Annotated in this window: 14 protein-coding genes; 8 read left to right on the forward strand and 6 right to left on the reverse strand. The window is 60.1% G+C overall.

What is annotated here, in order from left to right; translation table 11 throughout:
• Nucleotides 1-150: 150 nt before the first annotated feature.
• Entirely contained in the window at nucleotides 151-963 is an 813-nt protein-coding gene (gene xthA / locus HBO24_RS25860) for an exodeoxyribonuclease III (protein WP_057441571.1), read from the reverse strand.
• Nucleotides 964-1151: 188 nt separating this feature from the next.
• On the opposite strand from xthA, the gene HBO24_RS25865 reads away from it, so the two are divergent.
• The 6 genes from HBO24_RS25865 (at nucleotide 1152) to HBO24_RS25890 (ending at nucleotide 10684) form a co-directional block, all read left to right on the forward strand.
• Nucleotides 1152-1802: a GNAT family N-acetyltransferase gene (locus tag HBO24_RS25865; protein ID WP_057441572.1), complete on the forward strand. Its 651-nt coding sequence runs from the start codon at nucleotides 1152-1154 to the stop codon at nucleotides 1800-1802.
• Nucleotides 1803-1866: 64 nt separating this feature from the next.
• Nucleotides 1867-3594 (forward strand): autotransporter assembly complex family protein, encoded by a 1728-nt coding sequence (locus tag HBO24_RS25870; RefSeq protein WP_057441574.1) that lies wholly within the window; start codon nucleotides 1867-1869, stop codon nucleotides 3592-3594.
• On the forward strand, nucleotides 3591-7265 hold the full coding sequence (locus HBO24_RS25875) for a translocation/assembly module TamB domain-containing protein (RefSeq protein ID WP_120733489.1): 3675 nt from the start codon (nucleotides 3591-3593) through the stop codon (nucleotides 7263-7265). Before HBO24_RS25870 ends, HBO24_RS25875 begins: the two co-directional genes overlap by 4 nt.
• A gap of 172 nt (nucleotides 7266-7437) precedes the next feature.
• Nucleotides 7438-7911, forward strand: coding sequence for a MarR family transcriptional regulator (locus HBO24_RS25880; protein ID WP_057441577.1), 474 nt, complete (start codon nucleotides 7438-7440; stop codon nucleotides 7909-7911).
• Between the two features lie 41 nt (nucleotides 7912-7952).
• Nucleotides 7953-9155 (forward strand): HlyD family efflux transporter periplasmic adaptor subunit, encoded by a 1203-nt coding sequence (locus HBO24_RS25885; protein ID WP_115128488.1) that lies wholly within the window; start codon nucleotides 7953-7955, stop codon nucleotides 9153-9155.
• Nucleotides 9155-10684: a DHA2 family efflux MFS transporter permease subunit gene (locus HBO24_RS25890; RefSeq protein WP_057441580.1), complete on the forward strand. Its 1530-nt coding sequence runs from the start codon at nucleotides 9155-9157 to the stop codon at nucleotides 10682-10684. The genes HBO24_RS25885 and HBO24_RS25890 overlap by 1 nt, the downstream gene beginning before the upstream one ends.
• Nucleotides 10685-10820: 136 nt before the next feature.
• Here HBO24_RS25890 and lpxH read toward each other — a convergent pair whose 3' ends face one another.
• Nucleotides 10821-11570 (reverse strand): UDP-2,3-diacylglucosamine diphosphatase, encoded by a 750-nt coding sequence (gene lpxH / locus HBO24_RS25895; RefSeq protein WP_057441581.1) that lies wholly within the window; start codon nucleotides 11568-11570, stop codon nucleotides 10821-10823.
• The gene (locus HBO24_RS25900) at nucleotides 11567-12070 is read right to left on the reverse strand and encodes a peptidylprolyl isomerase (protein WP_057441582.1); all 504 of its coding nucleotides are present in this window, start codon (nucleotides 12068-12070) and stop codon (nucleotides 11567-11569) included. The genes lpxH and HBO24_RS25900 overlap by 4 nt, the downstream gene beginning before the upstream one ends.
• A 247-nt stretch (nucleotides 12071-12317) precedes the next feature.
• Between HBO24_RS25900 and HBO24_RS25905 the strand changes: the two genes are divergently transcribed.
• Both HBO24_RS25905 and cysS read left to right on the forward strand, forming a co-directional pair.
• Nucleotides 12318-14018: a glutamine--tRNA ligase/YqeY domain fusion protein gene (locus HBO24_RS25905; RefSeq protein ID WP_170060597.1), complete on the forward strand. Its 1701-nt coding sequence runs from the start codon at nucleotides 12318-12320 to the stop codon at nucleotides 14016-14018.
• 21 nt (nucleotides 14019-14039) lie between these two features.
• Nucleotides 14040-15422 carry a cysteine--tRNA ligase gene (gene cysS, locus HBO24_RS25910; protein WP_057441584.1) on the forward strand — a complete coding sequence of 461 codons (1383 nt, stop codon included), beginning with the start codon at nucleotides 14040-14042 and terminating at the stop codon, nucleotides 15420-15422.
• A gap of 71 nt (nucleotides 15423-15493) precedes the next feature.
• Here the strand turns inward: cysS and HBO24_RS25915 are convergent, their stop codons facing one another.
• From HBO24_RS25915 to HBO24_RS25925, 3 genes are all read right to left on the reverse strand, one after another.
• Nucleotides 15494-16042: a dihydrofolate reductase family protein gene (locus HBO24_RS25915; RefSeq protein WP_169961080.1), complete on the reverse strand. Its 549-nt coding sequence runs from the start codon at nucleotides 16040-16042 to the stop codon at nucleotides 15494-15496.
• A 658-nt stretch (nucleotides 16043-16700) separates the two neighbouring features.
• Nucleotides 16701-17111 carry a hypothetical protein gene (locus HBO24_RS25920; protein ID WP_170060598.1) on the reverse strand — a complete coding sequence of 137 codons (411 nt, stop codon included), beginning with the start codon at nucleotides 17109-17111 and terminating at the stop codon, nucleotides 16701-16703.
• Nucleotides 17108-18183: RHS repeat-associated core domain-containing protein (locus HBO24_RS25925; RefSeq protein ID WP_170060599.1), on the reverse strand; the 1076-nt coding region annotated here is incomplete at its 5' end. The genes HBO24_RS25920 and HBO24_RS25925, both read right to left, overlap by 4 nt.

Consider the following 18183-nt stretch of genomic DNA (forward strand, 5'->3'; position numbering starts at 1 on the left):
AGGTTGCCAAAATATGACTGACACCCAGCCGGTCCAAATGTGGGAGCAGGCTTACCTGCGAAGGCGGTGTGTCAGTCAACATATCTATCGACTGACCCAGCGCCATCGCAGGCAAGCCAGCTCCTACATTTTAGGGTGTGGTCGCAAAGATCAGCTCAGTTCCAGCCAGATCGGCGCATGGTCCGAGGGTTTTTCCAGGCCGCGCAACTCATAGTCCACACCCGCATCCTTGACTCGTGGCAACAGGCCGTTGGAGGCCATGATCAGGTCGATCCGCAGGCCACGCTTGGGTTCGTCTTCAAAGCCGCGGCTGCGGTAATCGAACCAGCTGAAGCGATCCGCCACGTCCGGGTTGAGGTGACGGAAGCTGTCGGTCAGGCCCCAGTTCTTCAGGCGCGCCATCCACTCGCGTTCTTCCGGCAGGAAGCTGCATTTGCCGGTCTTCAGCCAGCGCTTGGCATTGTCGGCACCGATGCCGATGTCGCAATCCTCGGGGGAAATATTCACGTCGCCCATCACCACCAATGCCTGGTCATTGCTGAACTGGCTCTCCAGCAGGTGTTGCAGATCTTCGTAAAAGCGCTGCTTGGCCGGGAACTTGGTCGGGTGGTCGCGGCTTTCGCCCTGGGGGAAATAGCCATTCATGATGGTGATCGGGTTGCCGTGTTCATCGGCGAAGGTGCCCCAGATAAAGCGGCGCTGGGCATCCTCTTCGTCGCTGGCAAAACCCTTGTGCAGGGCCAGCGGTTCCTGGCGCGAGAGCAGGGCGACGCCGTAGTGGCCTTTCTGCCCGTGGTAGTACACGTGATAGCCCAGGGCCTGGACTTCGGCCAGCGGGAACTGCTCGTCGTGGACTTTGGTTTCCTGCAGGCCAATCACGTCGGGTTGATGTTTGTCGATCAGGGCCGCCAGCTGATGAGGCCGGGCGCGCAGCCCGTTGATATTAAAAGAGACGATTTTCATGGTCGGCAGTCCAGTCTGGCAAAAGGGCGATGCTAGCCGACAAGTCGGACGGGGGCCAGCGTGGCGGTAGGACAGATGCGCTGCTAATGTCTCTCAGGGAGCCAATGGCAGGGAACGACTCCGTTGCCCCGGGCTCGTAACAATAAGAGCGCGACCTTTTTGAGTGGCGCCCAGGGGAGATACGACTGATGCCCGACACCTCGACCGCCGTTGCCCAGGTGCACCTGCTCGATAGCGGCTATTCCCGCGAAGCGCGCTCGCTGCTGTACCACGCCTATCGGCATGAGCCGACCTTTGCCTACCTGTTCGAAGCTGAACGCTCAGGGTACGAGCAGCGGGTCCGCGCGACGGTGCGCGAGCTGGTCAAGCAACACTTTCTCCAGGAACTGCCGGCCATCGGCCTGTTGGTCAATGACCGCCTGATCGGCATCGCCCTGATTGCCCCGCCGCAACGGCGCCTGGGCATCACGGAAAGCTGGGCCTGGCAATTGCGCATGTGGCTGAGCACCGGTTTCAGGTGCACCCGGCGCTACCTCGAATACCATCAGGCGGTGCTGGCGTGCCTGCCATCGGAGTCGGTGCATGTGCTGCCGCTGCTGGGGGTCCACCCGCAATTCCAGGGCAAGCATTACGGCGAACAACTGCTGGAAGCCGTGCATAACTGGTGCGCCGAAGACCCGCATTCACAAGGGGTGGTGCTGGATACCGGCAATCCGCTGTACCTGGAGTTCTACAAACGCCAGGGCTATGCCGAAGTGGCAGAGGTGGCTGTAGGACCCATTCTGGAGCATGTGTTTTTTCACCCGAATCCCCAGGTGTTACAACCTGCAACGCCTTAACCCAGAATTATTCAGACAATTCCAGGTTCTAAGGTGCTCCTCAGCTCGTGTAGCATCCGCGCCTATGAAGTTTCCAAATAAAATTACCAGCGGCTTGATCCTGCTGTTCACAAGCTGCGGCGCCTTGGCACAAAGCGAACTGGACGTGCGGGTCAAGCCTTCAAACGATGCGCTGAAGGCCAATATCGAAGGCTATATCGGCGGGGTTGGCGAGCGTGACGAAGAGGCCTTGCAGCGCTTCAGTCGCGGTGCCGAGGAGCAGGCGCGCAAGGCCGCCCAGGCACTGGGCTTTTATCAGCCGCAGATTGCCAGTGAGGTAAAGCCCGGCAAGAATCCGCGCCTGATCCTCAGTATCGACCCCGGCGAACCGGTGCATTTACGCAATGTCACGATTCGCGTCGACGGCCCGGCGGCCGAGCTCAAATCCTTCCGTGTGCCCGACAGCAAAGACCTCAAGTCCGGCGCCGTACTCAACCATGGCCATTACGAAGACGCCAAGCGCCTGATCCAGAACCAGGCCTCGCGCTTCGGCTATTTCAGTGGCCGCTTCACTCGTCAGACACTGTCCGTCGACCCCCAGGCGGGCGTGGCCGATATCGAACTGGTCTACGACAGCGGCCCGCGCTACACCCTCGGCAAGGTCAACTTTGCCGGCGATACCCCCTTTGATGAAGAGCTTTTGCAACGCATGGTGCCGTTCAAGAGTGGCGCGCCCTACGATTCCGAACTGATCGCCGAACTGAACCAGGCCCTGCAATCGAGCGGCTATTTCGAGGGCGTGCGCGTGGATGCCGCCCCGGCAGCGGCGGCCAATGATGTGATCCCGGTGGCGGTCCAACTGGAAACCCGTAAACCGCGGACCATGGGCCTGGGCCTGGGTTTTTCCACTGACGTCGGCCCGCGTGGCAAGGCCAACTGGACACGGCACTGGGTCAACCCCCAGGGGCACAGCTATGGCTGGGAGGCCGAGTTGTCGGCGCCCCGGCAGAACGTCGGCCTGTGGTACGACATTCCCCTTGATCCGCCGCTCACCGACAAGCTGCGTTTTGCCGGCGGCTATCAGAATGAAGAGCTGGCCAATACCGACACCCTCAGCAAGCTGCTCACCCTCGGCCCGGAATGGCACAGCAAATTGCCCAGCGGCTGGACACGGGTGATCTCGCTCAAATGGCAGCGCGAAGAATATCGCCTGGGGGACGACTCCGGCTTGAGCAATTTGCTGATGCCCGGTATCAGCTATTCCTACCTGCGCAGCGATAACCGCATCGACCCGCATAATGGCTATCGCCTGCAGTTCGATACCAAAGTGGCCAAGGAAGGGCTGGGCTCTGATACCAACCTGCTGTACGGCACTGCGATGATCAAGGGCTTGACCACCGTGTGGGACAAGCACCGTTTCCTCGGCCGCGCGCAGTTTGGCGGCAGCGCCACCAACGGCTACAAGTCGGTGCCGCCGTCCCTGCGTTTCTTTGCCGGTGGCGACCAAAGTGTGCGTGGCTACGAGTACCAGACCCTGTCCCCGGAAAACAACAAGGGCGACCGCATCGGTGGCCGCTACATGGTGGCCTTGAGCGCCGAGTATCAATACTCCATCGCCGAAAAATGGCGGATCGCGACCTTTGTCGACCAGGGCAACTCCTTTAACACCCTTGAGTTGCCAAGCCTGAAAACCGGGGTCGGCGTCGGCGTGCGCTGGGTGTCTCCGGTCGGCCCGATTCGTCTTGACCTGGCCCATGCCCTGGAAGATCCGGGCGGCATTCGTTTGCACTTTTCCATGGGGCCTGAGCTGTGAAGCGTGGTTTGAAAATAGCGGGTCTGAGTGTGGCAGCGGTCGTTGCCTTGTTGCCGCTGGCGGTGTGGAGCGTACTGGGTACGCAAGTCGGCAGTCGCTGGGCCCTCGGCCAAGTCCCGGGGTTGAGCGTGGAAAACTTCCAGGGCCGTTTGGGTGGGCAATGGAGCGCCGACCAGGTGCTGTGGCAACAAGACAGCAGCCGCGTAGAGCTCAATGCCCCTAAATTCGACTGGTCGCCGGCGTGCCTGCTGCGCATGACCCTGTGCATCCGGCAACTGGACGTGGAGCAGGTCAGCCTGCAATTGCCACCCAGCACCGAAGACAGCAGCGGCCCGATTACCCTGCCGGACTTGAACCTGCCCGTGGCGATCGAACTGGGCGACGTGCGCGTCGGCAGCCTGCTGTTCAACGGCAGCGAAGAACTCAAGGGCCTGCAACTGGCCGCGCACTGGACCGCCGAGGGCATGCAGATCGACGCGGTACATCTGCAACGCGACGACCTGGTGCTGGATCTCAGCGGTATGCTGCACCCCGCGGGCGATTGGCCGTTGACCGCGACTGGCAACCTGAGCCTGCCCTATGCCCCGGGCGGCGCGCCGTGGACGGTGGCGCTGAACGTGACCGGTGATCTGCTCAAGACCCTCAAGCTCGACGCCGACAGCACGGGCTACCTGCCGGCCAAACTTAGCGGCGAGCTGCAACCCCTGGTCGAGAACCTGCCAGCACAGTTGCGCATCACCGCCGATGGCTTCAAACCTGCCGCCGACTTGCCGGATACCTTGCAGCTCAACCAACTGGACCTGACTGCCAAGGGCGACCTGGGCAAGGGCTATCAGTTGCTGGGCAAGGCTGTATTACCCGCAGAAAAGGGCCCGGTTGACCTGTTGCTGCAAGGCCGGGTCGATGCCAAGGGCGCGCAGCTCGCCGGCCTGGACCTGAATGCCGGGGACAAGCAAAGCCTCAAGCTCAGCGCCCAACTGGATTGGCAGCAGGGCTTCAGCGCAGACGCAAAAATCGACTGGCTGGACTTCCCCTGGCATCGCCTGTATCCGCTGATTGACGAGCCGCAAGTGGTGCTACGCACCTTCAACGGTGAAGTGTCCTATAAGGACGGCAACTACCTGGGCAATCTCAAGGCCGACCTCGATGGCCCGGCCGGCAAATTCAGCCTGGTCACGCCGTTCAGTGGCGACCTCAAGCAAGTGTTCCTGCCCGAGCTGAAATTGACCGCTGGCCAGGGCAAGGCCGAAGGGCACTTGAACCTGCAATTTGCCGAGGGCATCGCCTGGGATACGGCGCTGGACCTGTCGGCGTTGAACCCGGCGTACTGGGTCGCAGAATTGCCCGGTACCCTGGCCGGGCCGCTGCGCAGCAAGGGCGAGTTCAAGAACGAACAACTCAAGCTCAACGCCGACCTTGACCTCAAGGGCCGCTTGCGCGGCCAAACGGCGGTGCTGGCCGCCAAGGCCGAAGGCGCGGGCGAGCAGTGGACCCTGGCCAACCTGGATATCCGCCTGGGTGACAACCGCATCAATGGCAGCGGCAGCCTGCAACAGCGCCTGGCCGGGCAGATCGACATCAAGCTCGCACGCCTGGCCCAGCTGTGGCCGCAGCTGCGTGGGCAGGTCAACGGTCGACTCGATGTGGCCGGTACTCTAAAGGCGCCCCAGGGCAAGCTCGACCTCAAGGGCCAGCAACTGGTGTTTGAAGACAACCGCCTGCAAGCCCTCACCCTGGACGCCACGCTTGATAACGCACAACGGGCGAAGATCGACCTCAAGGGCACCGGCATCCAGGCCGGTGATACCCAGCTCGGTACTTTGACCGCCAGCGCCCAGGGCGACATCAAAAACCAGAAAGTCCAACTGGACCTCATGGGCCCCCTGGTCAAACTGGCCCTGGCCCTGGACGGCACGCTCGACAAGGGTAACTGGCGCGGGCGCCTGGCCAGTGGCGAGGTGCAGGCCGGGGGCCAGGACTGGAAGCTGCAGGCCCCGGCGAAAATCGAGCGCATGGCCGACGGCAAGCTGACCTTCGCTGCCCATTGCTGGGTCTCCGGGCCCGCCAGCCTGTGTGGCGAAGACCAGCGACTGATGCCCGATCCCAAGCTGCGTTATCACCTCAAGCAGTTCCCCATCGACAGCCTGGCGCAGTGGCTGCCCAAGGATTTCGCCTGGCAAGGCAAGCTCAACGCCGATATCCAGCTCGACCTGCCGGCCAGCGGCCCTAAAGGCCTGATCGCGGTGGATGCCAGTGGCGGCACGTTGCGGGTCAAAGACAAGGACCAGTGGCTGGACTTCCCCTACGACACCCTCAAACTGGACACCACGCTTAACCCCACGCGCATTGATACCCAGCTGAATTTCCGCGGTGGCAAGCTCGGCGAGTTGCTGCTGCAGGCGCAGATCAACCCGCTGGCGAAAAACAAGCCGATCTCCGGCAACTTCAGCCTTACCGGCCTGGACCTGGCGGTAGCGCGGCCGTTTGTGCCGATGGTGGAAAAACTCAATGGCAAGCTCAATGGCAGCGGGCGCATCTCCGGCGGCTTGTTGGCGCCGCAGGTCAACGGCAACGTCAACCTGATCGCCGGCGAGATTTCCGGACCCGAACTGCCCATCAGCCTTGAAGGCCTGAACGTGCAGGCCCTGATCGCCGGCGAAAGCGTGCAGCTCAACGGCGGCTGGCGCAGTGGCAAGGCCGGGCAGGGCAGCCTCAAGGGGCAGATCGACTGGGGCCGGGCGCTGGCCGTTGACCTCAGCCTGCAAGGCTCGCAACTGCCGGTCACGGTCGAGCCCTACGCCGAACTGGAAGTGGCGCCTGACTTGAAGATCACGCTCAAGGACGACAAGTTGGCGATTGCCGGCAATGTGCACATCCCGCGCGGTGATATCACTGTGCGCGAACTGCCGCCATCGACGGTCAAGGTCTCGGATGACACGGTGATCGTCGGCAGCCAGACGGAAGAGGGCAAGCCGCCGATGGCCATCGCCATGGACATCAACGTGGTCGTGGGCGAGGACCAGCTCAACTTTGCCGGTTTCGGCCTGACTGCCAAGGTCCAGGGCCAGGTGCATATCGGCGATAACCTGGACACCCGTGGCGAGCTGTGGCTCAACGACGGGCGCTACCGCGCCTATGGCCAGAGGCTGGATGTGCGGCGTGCGCGCCTGCTGTTCGCCGGGCCGCTGGACCAGCCATACCTGGACATCGAAGCCATCCGCAAGACCAACGACGTGATCGCCGGTATCCGCCTGAGTGGCAGTGCCGAGCAGCCGACCACGCAGATCTTCTCGGAGCCGGCAATGAGCCAGGAGCAGGCGCTGTCCTACCTGGTGCTGGGCCGTCCGTTGAGCACCACCGGCGAAGACAACAATATGCTGGCGCAAGCGGCACTGGGCCTGGGCTTGATGGGCAGTGCCGGCGTGACCTCGGACATTGCCAAGAACCTGGGGATCCAGGACTTTGAGCTGGACACCCAGGGCAGTGGCACCAACACGGCAGTGGTGGCCAGCGGCAAGATCACCGAGAAACTCAGCCTGCGTTACGGGGTCGGGGTGTTCGAACCGGCCAGCACCATTGCCTTGCGTTACCTGTTGAGCAAGAGGGTGTACCTGGAAGTGGCCAGCGGCGTGGCCAGTTCATTGGATATCTTCTACAAGCGGGATTTCTGAGGGTTAAAGGCACATCAAATGGTGGGAGCTGGCTTGCCAGCTCCCACCATTTTTTTGGGGTGCATTCAGCGCCTGATTACCAAGCAACCTAACTATTCATTTGACATTCGCTGCCTAGGCAGTAATATTTCGTCACACATTCACTGCCTAGGCAGTAATAAGGTGACTCCCGATGGAACACTTCACCCCGGAAAACTTCCATAACTGCCATCTCGGGCTGTTGCTGGGGCGCGCCGCGATTCTCAAAGACCGCATCATCGACACCCATATGGAACCCCACGGCATCACCGCCGCGCAGTTCAAGGTGTTGATCATCATGGCCCAGTTCGGCGTCGATACCCCGGCGGAGCTGTGCCGCAACCTGTCCCTGGACAGTGGCTCGATGACTCGCATGCTCGACCGCCTGGAGCAAAAAGACCTGCTGGCGCGCAAGCGCTCCGAGCAGGACCGGCGCCAGGTGCAACTGGTGCTGACCGCAGAAGGCCAGCGCCTGGCGGACATGCTGCCGCAGATCGGCGCCCAGGCCCTGAACCAGTTGGCTGGCGCACTCGAACCGGGGGAGTTGCAGACCCTGGAGCACATCCTGAAGAAAATCCTGATCGCTGCGGGTGATCCCATCACGTTGCAGCGGGTCGGGACTCAATGAACACGCCAGTCACGCGCGCTGAATAACGCAAGGTACTTGTCATGGCTACTGCCCAAGCAAACAACACCGCACACTCCCAACCCAACGACGGCAACCCGCGCAAACGCAAAATCATGTTGCTGGGCCTGGCGCTGATCGTCGTCCTTTGCGTCCTGGGCGTGTGGGGCTGGCACGAGCTGTATGGCCGTTGGAGCGAAAGTACCGACGATGCGTACGTGAACGGCAACGTGGTGGAAATCACCCCGCTGGTCACCGGTACCGTGGTCAGCATTGGCGCCGACGATGGCGACCTGGTCCACGAAGGCCAGGTGCTGATCAACTTCGACCCCAACGACGCCGCCGTCGGCCTGCAAAGTGCCCAGGCCAACCTGGCGCGCACGGTACGCCAGGTGCGTGGCTTGTACAGCAATGTGGATGGCATGAAAGCCCAGGTACAGGCGCAAAAAGCCCAGGTGCAAACCGCCCAGGACAACTTCAACCGCCGCAGAATCCTCGCCCAGGGCGGCGCGATTTCCCTGGAAGAACTGTCCCACGCCCGCGATGCCCTGAGCGCGGCGAGCAACTCACTGGCCAACCTGCAACAGCAACTCAATACCTCCACTGCGTTGGTGGATGACACGGTGATTTCGTCCCACCCGGATGTGCAGGCCGCTGCCGCGCAACTGCGCCAGGCCTACCTGACCAATGCGCGCAGCACCCTGATCGCACCGGTCACCGGCTACGTCGCCAAGCGCACCGTGCAACTGGGCCAGCGGGTCGAGCCGGGTACCGCGTTGATGGCGGTGATTCCCCTGGACCAACTGTGGATCGACGCCAACTTCAAGGAAACCCAACTGCGCCAGATGCGCATTGGCCAGCCGGTGGATATCGAGGCCGATCTCTACGGCAGCGACGTGAAGTACAGCGGCACCGTCGACAGCCTAGGCGCCGGTACCGGCAGCGCCTTTGCCTTGCTGCCGGCCCAGAACGCCACCGGCAACTGGATCAAGATCGTGCAGCGGGTACCGGTGCGCATCCATATCAATGCCCAGGAGTTGGCCCAGCACCCGTTGCGGGTGGGCTTGTCGACCCAGGTGGAAGTCAACCTGCACGACCAGAGTGGCCCGGTACTGGCGCAACAACCGCCGCAAAAAGCCTCGTTCACCACCACCGTGTATGACCGCCAGTTGGCCGAGGCCGACGCGATGATCACGCAGTTGATCCATGACAACAGCGTGGCCGCGCCCAAGGCAGCACAACGCTGATGAGCAATAACGCCTCGTTTACGCCACCCAGCTTGCTGATGGCCACCATTGGCCTGTCCCTGGCGACCTTTATGCAGGTGCTCGACACCACTATCGCCAACGTGGCGTTGCCGACCATTTCCGGCAACCTGGGCGTGAGTTCGGAGCAGGGCACCTGGGTCATCACCTCTTTTGCCGTAAGCAATGCCATTGCGCTGCCATTGACCGGCTGGTTGAGCCGGCGCTTTGGTGAGGTGAAGCTGTTTTTGTGGGCGACCGTCCTGTTTGTGCTGGCCTCGTTCCTGTGTGGTGTCTCCACCTCGATGCCCGAGTTGATCGGCTTTCGCGTGCTGCAAGGCTTGGTGGCGGGCCCGTTGTATCCAATGACCCAAACCTTGCTGATTGCGGTCTATCCCCCCGCCAGGCGCGGCATGGCCTTGGCGTTGCTGGCGATGGTCACGGTGGTCGCGCCCATTGCCGGGCCTATTCTCGGCGGCTGGATTACCGACAGCTACAGCTGGCCGTGGATCTTCTTTATCAACGTGCCCATCGGGATATTTGCGGTGATGGTGGTGCGTGCGCAGCTCAAGAAACGCCCGGTGGTCACCAGTCATCAGCCGATGGACTATGTCGGGCTGCTGAGCTTGATCGTCGGGGTCGGTGCCTTGCAGATCATCCTCGACAAGGGCAATGACCTGGACTGGTTCGAATCCAATTTCATCATCATCGGCGCGGCCATTTCGGTGATCGCCCTGGCGGTGTTTGTGATCTGGGAAATGACCGACAAGCATCCGGTGGTCAACCTGCGCCTGTTTGCCCATCGCAACTTCCGCATCGGCACCATCGTCTTGGTGCTGGGCTACGCCGGGTTCTTTGGTATCAACCTGATCCTGCCGCAATGGCTGCAGACGCAGATGGGCTACACCGCGACCTGGGCCGGGCTGGCGGTGGCGCCGATCGGCATTCTGCCGGTGCTGATGTCGCCCTTTGTCGGCAAGTACGCGCACAAGTTCGACTTGCGGCTGCTGGCCGGCCTGGCGTTCCTGGCGATCGGCCTGAGCTGCTTTATGCGCGCCGGCTTCACCAATGAAGTGGACTTCCAGCATATCGCCCTGGTGCAGCTGTTCATGGGTATCGGCGTGGCGCTGTTCTTTATGCCGACCTTGAGCATCCTGATGTCCGACCTGCCGCCGCACCAGATCGCCGACGGCGCAGGCCTGGCGACCTTCCTGCGGACCCTGGGCGGCAGCTTTGCGGCATCGCTCACCACCTGGATCTGGATTCGCCGCGCGGACCAGCACCATGCCTATATGAGCGAGAGTATGAGCGTGTACGACTCGGCTACCCGCGATGCGCTGAACACCCTGGGCGGTGCGGGGCACAAGGCCTACGCGCAACTGGACCAGATCCTCACCAGCCAGGCGTACATGATGTCCACCGTGGATTACTTCACGCTGCTGGGGTGGATGTTCATGGGCTTGATCCTGCTGGTGTGGCTGGCCAAGCCGCCGTTTACTGCGAAGGCGGGGCCGGCGGCATCAGGGCACTGATCTTGACGTGTTCGCGGTTAAAAATGTGGGAGCGGGCTTGCTCGCGATAGCGGTGTGTCAGTCACCTAAATTGTCGACTGACACGCCGCTATCGCGAGCAAGCCCGCTCCCACATTTGCTTCGTGTTTTTTGCAAGTCAGGCGCCAGGCAACGCCAACTGCGGATTGATGAAGTCAAACGCCGCCAGTTGAAACCCTTGCTCATCCACCTGCAACGCCCAACCCTGCTTGTCCCAATCCCCCAGCACAATGCGCTTGGCCGCCTGCTCGCCAATCTGCAACTTGTGAATGGCCGGGCGGTGGGTGTGGCCGTGGACCAGGGTGCGCACGCCGAAGGCTTGCATCACCCGTGGCACTTCCTCGGGCGTTACATCGACAATATCGTTGGCCTTCATGCGTACCTGGGCACGGCTTTCGCTGCGCAGCTTGTGCGCCAGTTTATGGCGGGTGCGCAAGGGCAGGTGGCGCAGGATAAACAGCACGATGGGATTACGCAGGATGCGCCGTAGCTTCATATAGCCGAGGTCGCGGGTACACAGGCTGTCGCCGTGCATCAACAGCACGGGCTCGCCATACAGCTGCACGACGGTAGGGTCCTTGAGCAACGTTGCGCCTGCGGCTTTGCAGAACGCCTTGCCGATCAGGAAATCCCGGTTGCCGTGCATCAGGAATACTTGGGTGCCACTGTCGCTCAGCTCACGTAGAGCCGCGCAAATCGAACGCTGGAACGGGGTCATGCCATCGTCACCAATCCAGGCTTCGAAAAAGTCCCCCAGGATGTATAACGCTTGCGCGCCACGGGCGCGGCCGTGGAGTAAATCCAGAAACGCCCGGGTAATGTCCGGGCGCTCCTCTTCCAGATGCAAGTCTGAAATCAGCAGTATCACGCAACGATCTCGGCTTTCTCGATGATCACGTCTTCTGCTGGTACGTCCTGGTGACCGCTTTTCGTAGTGGTGGAAACACCCTTGATCTTGTCCACGACGTCGGTGCCTTCGGTGACTTTACCGAATACCGCGTAGCCCCAACCCTGTACGGTCTTGGCGCTGTGGTTGAGGAAGCCGTTGTCAGCCACGTTGATGAAAAACTGCGCGGAGGCCGAATGCGGCTCCATGGTACGGGCCATGGCGACGGTGTACTTGTCGTTGGAAAGACCGTTGTCCGCTTCGTTCTGGATGCTTGGACGCTTGTCTTTCTTTTCTTTCATGCCAGGCTCGAAACCGCCGCCCTGGACCATGAAGTTGCCGATGACACGGTGGAAAACGGTGTTTTCGTAGTGGCCGGCGTTAACGTACTCGATGAAGTTGGCGACGGTGATCGGCGCTTTCTCGGCGTTCAGCTCGATGACGATGTCACCGTGGTTGGTGGTCAGTTTGACTTGAGTCATGTTCATTACTCTTTTCAGGGAATTCGTGGGTTCGGACGCCTGGGCACCTTACCGGGTTGGCTAAACTGCGGCCAAGGCGCGCAGTTTAGCGTGCCTGTCAGGAATTTCGAGGTGGTTTTTTACCGCCCATGCAATAAATGCAGCAGTTTTTGGCCATGCCCTGTCAGGTGCTTGACGGCATCGGCTATGATAAGCCCTTTGTTTGTCTGGCCCGACCCGGCCACGTACCTGTCTGTTCAAGGATCCTATGAGCAAGCCCACTGTCGACCCTACCTCGAATTCCAAGGCCGGACCTGCCGTCCCGGTCAATTTCCTGCGCCCGATCATCCAGGCGGACCTGGATTCGGGCAAGCACACGCAGATCGTCACCCGTTTCCCACCAGAGCCCAACGGTTACCTGCACATCGGCCACGCCAAGTCGATCTGTGTGAACTTCGGCCTGGCCCAGGAGTTCGGTGGCGTAACGCACCTGCGTTTCGACGACACCAACCCGGCCAAGGAAGACCAGGAATACATCGACGCCATCGAAAGCGACATCAAGTGGCTGGGCTTCGAATGGTCCGGTGAAGTGCGCTACGCCTCCAAGTATTTCGACCAGTTGTTCGACTGGGCCGTGGAACTGATCAAGGCTGGCAAGGCCTACGTCGACGACCTGACGCCTGAGCAGGCCAAGGAATACCGTGGCACCTTGACCGAGCCGGGCAAGAACAGCCCGTTCCGCGACCGTTCGGTAGAAGAGAACCTGGACTGGTTCACCCGCATGCGCGACGGCGAGTTCCCGGATGGCGCCCGTGTATTGCGGGCCAAGATCGACATGGCCTCGCCGAACATGAACCTGCGCGACCCGATCATGTACCGCATCCGCCACGCCCATCACCACCAGACCGGTGACAAGTGGTGCATCTACCCCAACTATGACTTCACCCACGGTCAGTCGGACGCCATCGAAGGCATTACCCACTCCATCTGCACCCTGGAGTTCGAAAGCCATCGCCCGCTGTACGAATGGTTCCTCGACAGCCTGCCGGTGCCGGCGCACCCGCGTCAGTACGAATTCAGCCGCCTGAACCTGAACTACACCATCACCAGCAAGCGCAAGCTCAAGCAGTTGGTCGATGAGAAGCACGTACATGGCTGGGACGACCCACGCATGTCGACGCTGTCGGGCTTCCGCCGTCGTGGCTACACCCCGGCGTCGATCCGCAATTTCTGCGACATGGTCGGCACCAACCGCTCCGACGGCGTGGTTGACTACGGCATGCTCGAGTTCAGCATCCGTCAGGACCTCGACGCGAACGCCCCACGCGCCATGTGCGTGCTGCGTCCGTTGAAAGTCGTGATCACCAACTACCCGCAAGACCAGGTCGAGCAGCTCGAACTGCCGCGTCACCCGCAAAAAGAAGAACTGGGCGTGCGCAAGCTGCCGTTCGCCCGTGAAATCTACATCGACCGCGATGACTTCATGGAAGAGCCGCCCAAGGGCTACAAGCGCCTGGAGCCGAACGGCGAAGTGCGCCTGCGTGGCAGCTACGTGATCCGTGCCGACGAAGCCATCAAGGACGCCGATGGCAACATCGTCGAACTGCGTTGCTCCTACGATCCTGAAACCCTGGGCAAGAACCCTGAAGGCCGCAAGGTCAAAGGCGTGGTGCACTGGGTGCCGGCCGCGGCCAGCGTCGAGTGCGAAGTGCGCCTGTACGATCGCCTGTTCCGCTCGCCTAATCCCGAGAAGGCCGAAGACAGCGCCAGCTTCCTGGACAACATCAACCCTGACTCCCTGCAAGTACTTACGGGTTGTCGTGCCGAACCGTCTTTGGGCGACGCACAGCCGGAAGACCGTTTCCAGTTCGAGCGCGAAGGCTACTTCTGCGCGGATATCAAGGACTCGAAACCTGGTCAGCCGGTATTCAACCGTACCGTGACCTTGCGTGATTCGTGGGGCCAGTGATCAAGTCTTAAGGGAAACATCGTGCTAACGATCTACAACACGCTCAGCAAGACCAAAGAAGTCTTCAAGCCGCTGGACGGCAACAAGGTGCGCATGTACGTGTGCGGCATGACCGTGTACGACTACTGCCACATCGGCCACGGCCGCAGCATGGTTGCTTTCGACCTAGTGACCCGCTGGTTGCGTTTCAGCGGCTACGACTTGACGTACGTGCGCAACATCACCGACATCGACGACAAGATCATCAATCGCGCCAATGAAAACGGCGAGTCGTTCGACGCGCTGACCGAGCGCATGATCGCCGCCATGCACGAGGACGAGGCGCGCCTCAATATCCTCAAACCAGACATGGAGCCGCGCGCCACGGACCATATCCCGGGCATGCACGCGATGATCCAGACCTTGATCGACAAGGGCTACGCCTACGCCCCGGGCAATGGCGACGTGTACTACCGCGTCGCCAAGTTCATGGGCTACGGCAAGCTGTCGCGCAAGAAAATCGAAGACCTGCGCATCGGCGCCCGCATCGAAGTCGACGAAGCCAAGCAAGACCCGCTGGACTTCGTGCTGTGGAAAGGCACCAAGCCCGGCGAGCCGAGCTGGGAATCACCCTGGGGCGCCGGGCGTCCGGGCTGGCACATCGAATGCTCGGTGATGTCCACCTGCTGCCTGGGCGAGACGTTCGACATTCATGGCGGCGGCAGCGATCTTGAGTTCCCGCACCACGAAAACGAAATCGCCCAAAGCGAAGCGGCCACCGGCAAGACCTACGCCAACGCGTGGATGCATTGCGGCATGATTCGCATCAATGGCGAGAAGATGTCCAAGTCCTTGAACAACTTCTTCACCATCCGCGACGTGCTGGAAAAGTACCACCCGGAGGTTGTGCGTTATCTGCTGGTATCGAGCCATTACCGCAGTGCCATCAACTACTCGGAAGACAACCTCAAGGACGCCAAGGGCGCCCTGGAGCGGTTCTACCACGCGTTGAAAGGCCTGCCGGTTGTGGCGCCGGCCGGTGGCGAGGCGTTTGTTGAACGCTTCACTACCGTGATGAACGACGACTTCGGCACCCCCGAAGCCTGCGCCGTACTGTTCGAGATGGTCCGCGAGATCAACCGCCTGCGCGAGAGCGATCTCGCCGCAGCGGCCGGCCTGGCGGCACGCCTCAAGGAACTGGCCAGCGTGCTGGGCGTGTTGCAAATGGAAGCGGACGACTTCCTGCAAGCCGGCGCCGAAGGGCGTGTGGACGCCGCCGAAGTCGACGCCTTGATCCAGGCCCGCCTGAATGCCCGTGCCAACAAGGACTGGGCAGAATCCGACCGCATCCGCGACCAACTCACCGCCATGGGCGTGGTATTGGAAGACGGCAAGGGCGGGACGACCTGGCGCTTGGCTGACTGACGGCTGATGCCTGCATGAATAAAAACGCCCCGACTGGTTCGGGGCGTTTTTGTTTGTGGCGGTGTTGCGAGTCAACGCTGCTCGATGGCATACCGGCTCTGGACAAAGCCATTGTCCGAGGTACAGGTAGCGATGTGGCGAAGCTCACATTCACGACCGACGTGACTGAACAAGGGAACCCCCTGGCCCAGCAGAATCGGAATGCGGGTGATGATCAACTCACTGAGCAGGCCTGCTTCAAGAAATGCCTGGATGGTCTGGCCGCCGTCGATATAAAGATGTTTCATGCCGCGCTCGGCCAGTTGGTCGACGAGCGTGCTCACATCGGCTGCCAACACCTCCACCTTGCCCTGTAGGTGCGCAGGAATCTCTAAGGTCTTGTGGGAAAGCGCTATGACCGGCGTGCCCTCATAGGGCCACTCTGGAAAGGACAGTACTTTTTCCAGGGTCTTGCGCCCCATGACCAACCCGTCGACTGTTGCGATGAAGCTTTCATAAGTGATGCCATTCAAGCCCGAACTTTCATATTCCGGTCGGTGCAGCCACTCAATATCCCCATCTGGTCGGGCAATAAAACCGTCAATGCTTGCTGCGATAAAGACGGAACATTTGATCCTCATGGGTGGTAAAACTCCTTTTTTATCAAGTGGAATCAAGACGGTATCACTTTAGCGCCTGCACGTTGGCGGCTAATGGGAGCGACGTGGTGGTTGAGCCGACGCAAGGTCCTCCGAAGCGTTGATCAACAACGTCTTTGGATCTGTTCCTTTGCGCACGATCAAGATGCCATGGCCTTCAGCAGACCGCTTTGTTTCAGTAGGAGGGTTCAGCGGTGAGCCGCTGCGTGAAGCGAGGTTGAGTCTGATGGCGGGCTTGGGCTGTGTTTGATCATGGTAAAGCTCCTAGAGGTTGGAGCTACTATCCATCGCTGCGAAACGATACCGGGTGGCAGCTGTACGCAGGTTCGCAGACCGGGACTCTAGGGACCCGGCATACCCGAAGGTATCCCGCGCACAGCCGCCATAACATCAAGCATAAAAAAGCGCCCGCTATCTTATGGGGGACGCTGTGCGTCTAGAGTTTAACCGGGCTGCGAAATATAACCCTTCCGGTAGTTGGTTAAAGGAACGGATCTATTTAGCGCCCTGCGGGAGCAATGGTCGCAAGTGTTTGCCGCCGCCCAGCGCGTTTTGGTGTTGATTCATAGTGGGCAATGGTGGGCCTATTACTAAATTTACTCGTGATTAAATAGGTTCGTTCCTTTTGTTCCGGTTTTTATCAAGGTTTCTGGAAAAATAAGTTGGAAGTTGAACCCTGAATTTTCTTTGCTTTTCCTTTTTCTACGTACTCGCTGAACTCTCGCTCGATCGTCGTCTTGTTAGTGTATTTTTTGTATTTTTTTGGGACTTCGCATGCGTAAATGTAAAGTCTCCATGAGTCGAAGCCATCAACTCGGCCTTCGGGGCCGTAATCGAAGTCAATACATTTCTCGGATATGTAAACCCTGCAGCCGATTCCATGTAGTTCGTACGTTGCGTCATCGCTGAGCTTTCCGCGCTGCGGGATTTTTTTTGAACGCCACAGTCCTAGGATATTTTTTGTACCAAAAGATAATTCAAGTAAGTTGGTTGCCTTTTCAACTTCCTCTAAGTATTCGCTGATTAGGTCTTCTAGCGTCTGAGTTTTCATTTTCTTGACCTTTCTAGCCTATCTGGTCCAGCGGTTTTTGAAGAGTTCACTACGTCATTTATGCTGCTAAATGAGGCGTGGTGGTTTTCTATATTGTCAATCAGTCTTATGGTGACAAGTGTATGTGTTCGCCTTGCTGCAGACGCCCGATGGTGCCCATCAATAATATAACGCTGCTCGTTATATTCGATTACGTCAATAGGGGTGTTTTTGTTGTAGCCATTGCTTCGCATGTTACTAGAAATCTCCTCAACTCGTTTGGTTGACCGTTTTCCCTCAATACTGTGCGTACGATTCAGAGTTCGGGCATCAACTTCGTGAATTAGAGGCAGTGAGGGTAAACCCTCATCTATTGCTGCATTGTGGGGGGAGTCGGCGCTACTTCCCTTCGACTTGCAGCCATCCCCACCCGGACACGCATTCAACCCCAACGGATCCACCCACCCCGTAGGGTTAGGCGCATACAAATACCCGTTCACCCCACCCGCCAACTTCACCGGGTCGGGCGTCAGGTAGCGTCCGTTATCCGGATTGTAGTAGCGATGCCGGTTGTAGTGCAGCCCGCTCTCCCGGTCGAAATATTGCCCCTGAAAACGCAGCGGGTTATCGACGGTGCTCTCGTCCAGCCGGGTGATTTTTCCGTAGGCTTGGTAATGGGCTGACCAGACGATTTTGCCGTCCGTATTCGTCAGTTCCTGCGGTGTACCCAGGTGGTCCAGCTGGTAGTGGTACGCCTGGGTATTGGCCGGACCAAAGCCTTCCAGCAAGGCCAGCGGCCTGAAGCTATCCGGCTCGTAGAGATAGCTGCGATGCTGCCCCGCCGTGTGCTCGGCGATGACGTTGTCGCCTTGCCAGAAAAACTCAGTGGTTTTGCCCGCCACGGTTTTGTTGATGCGCCGCCCAAATGGGTCATAGCGATAACTGGCCTGGCTGCCGTCCGGTTGCGTCACGCCGATCAGGCGGTGCTGGCAGTCGTAGCGGTATTCGGTGACTAACTGCTGCGCGCGGCCACGGCGTTCGCGTATGAGGTTTCCGAAGGCGTCGTAGTCGTAATGCCGGTCGCCTTGCAGTA

Origin of the sequence: Pseudomonas sp. WS 5410 (assembly GCF_012985645.1) — a bacterium.
In the GTDB taxonomy this organism is placed as follows: domain Bacteria; phylum Pseudomonadota; class Gammaproteobacteria; order Pseudomonadales; family Pseudomonadaceae; genus Aquipseudomonas; species Aquipseudomonas shahriarae.

Coding starts and splice junctions, on each gene's coding strand:
- HBO24_RS25920 (WP_170060598.1), bottom strand. CDS start 17,111: ATGAAAACTCAGACGCTAGAAGACCTAATCAGCGAATACTTAGAGGAA.
- HBO24_RS25885 (WP_115128488.1), top strand. CDS start 7,953: ATGGCTACTGCCCAAGCAAACAACACCGCACACTCCCAACCCAACGAC.
- HBO24_RS25870 (WP_057441574.1), top strand. CDS start 1,867: ATGAAGTTTCCAAATAAAATTACCAGCGGCTTGATCCTGCTGTTCACA.
- xthA (WP_057441571.1), bottom strand. CDS start 963: ATGAAAATCGTCTCTTTTAATATCAACGGGCTGCGCGCCCGGCCTCAT.
- HBO24_RS25880 (WP_057441577.1), top strand. CDS start 7,438: ATGGAACACTTCACCCCGGAAAACTTCCATAACTGCCATCTCGGGCTG.
- HBO24_RS25865 (WP_057441572.1), top strand. CDS start 1,152: ATGCCCGACACCTCGACCGCCGTTGCCCAGGTGCACCTGCTCGATAGC.
- HBO24_RS25905 (WP_170060597.1), top strand. CDS start 12,318: ATGAGCAAGCCCACTGTCGACCCTACCTCGAATTCCAAGGCCGGACCT.
- HBO24_RS25915 (WP_169961080.1), bottom strand. CDS start 16,042: ATGAGGATCAAATGTTCCGTCTTTATCGCAGCAAGCATTGACGGTTTT.
- HBO24_RS25900 (WP_057441582.1), bottom strand. CDS start 12,070: ATGACTCAAGTCAAACTGACCACCAACCACGGTGACATCGTCATCGAG.
- HBO24_RS25890 (WP_057441580.1), top strand. CDS start 9,155: ATGAGCAATAACGCCTCGTTTACGCCACCCAGCTTGCTGATGGCCACC.